Origin of the sequence: Pauljensenia sp. UMB6358, from assembly GCF_030216865.1 — a bacterium.
GTDB lineage: Bacteria > Actinomycetota > Actinomycetes > Actinomycetales > Actinomycetaceae > Pauljensenia > Pauljensenia turicensis_A.
The window spans coordinates 1-248 of sequence record NZ_JASOMS010000239.1; the positions used below are offsets into that span (position 1 = coordinate 1).

1 protein-coding gene is annotated in these 248 nt (G+C 52.8%); it reads left to right on the top strand.

Translation table 11 applies throughout. The annotated features are described in order from the left end of the window. Nucleotides 1-248 (top strand): hypothetical protein (locus QP381_RS09305; protein ID WP_285068748.1); only part of this gene is annotated, 248 nt, incomplete at both ends.

The window sequence follows — 248 nt, forward strand, 5'->3', positions numbered from 1 at the left end:
TTTTCCACGCCTGGGTAGAGGCACTACTATCGAACCGCAGCGAGCCTCCAGTAGCTGACCTGGATGAAGATGCCCTAAAGAAATTGCATAAGTGGCAACACAACTGGAAGAACTTTGACTTCCTTCGTAACTACCAGGTCATAGAGGCAGAAGCCGAACGAGACATCATCGTGTCAGGGGTGCGCATCATTGCCCGTATCGACGCCGTCATGCAGGCAAAGGACAGCGGGCGAGTACACATCATGGAC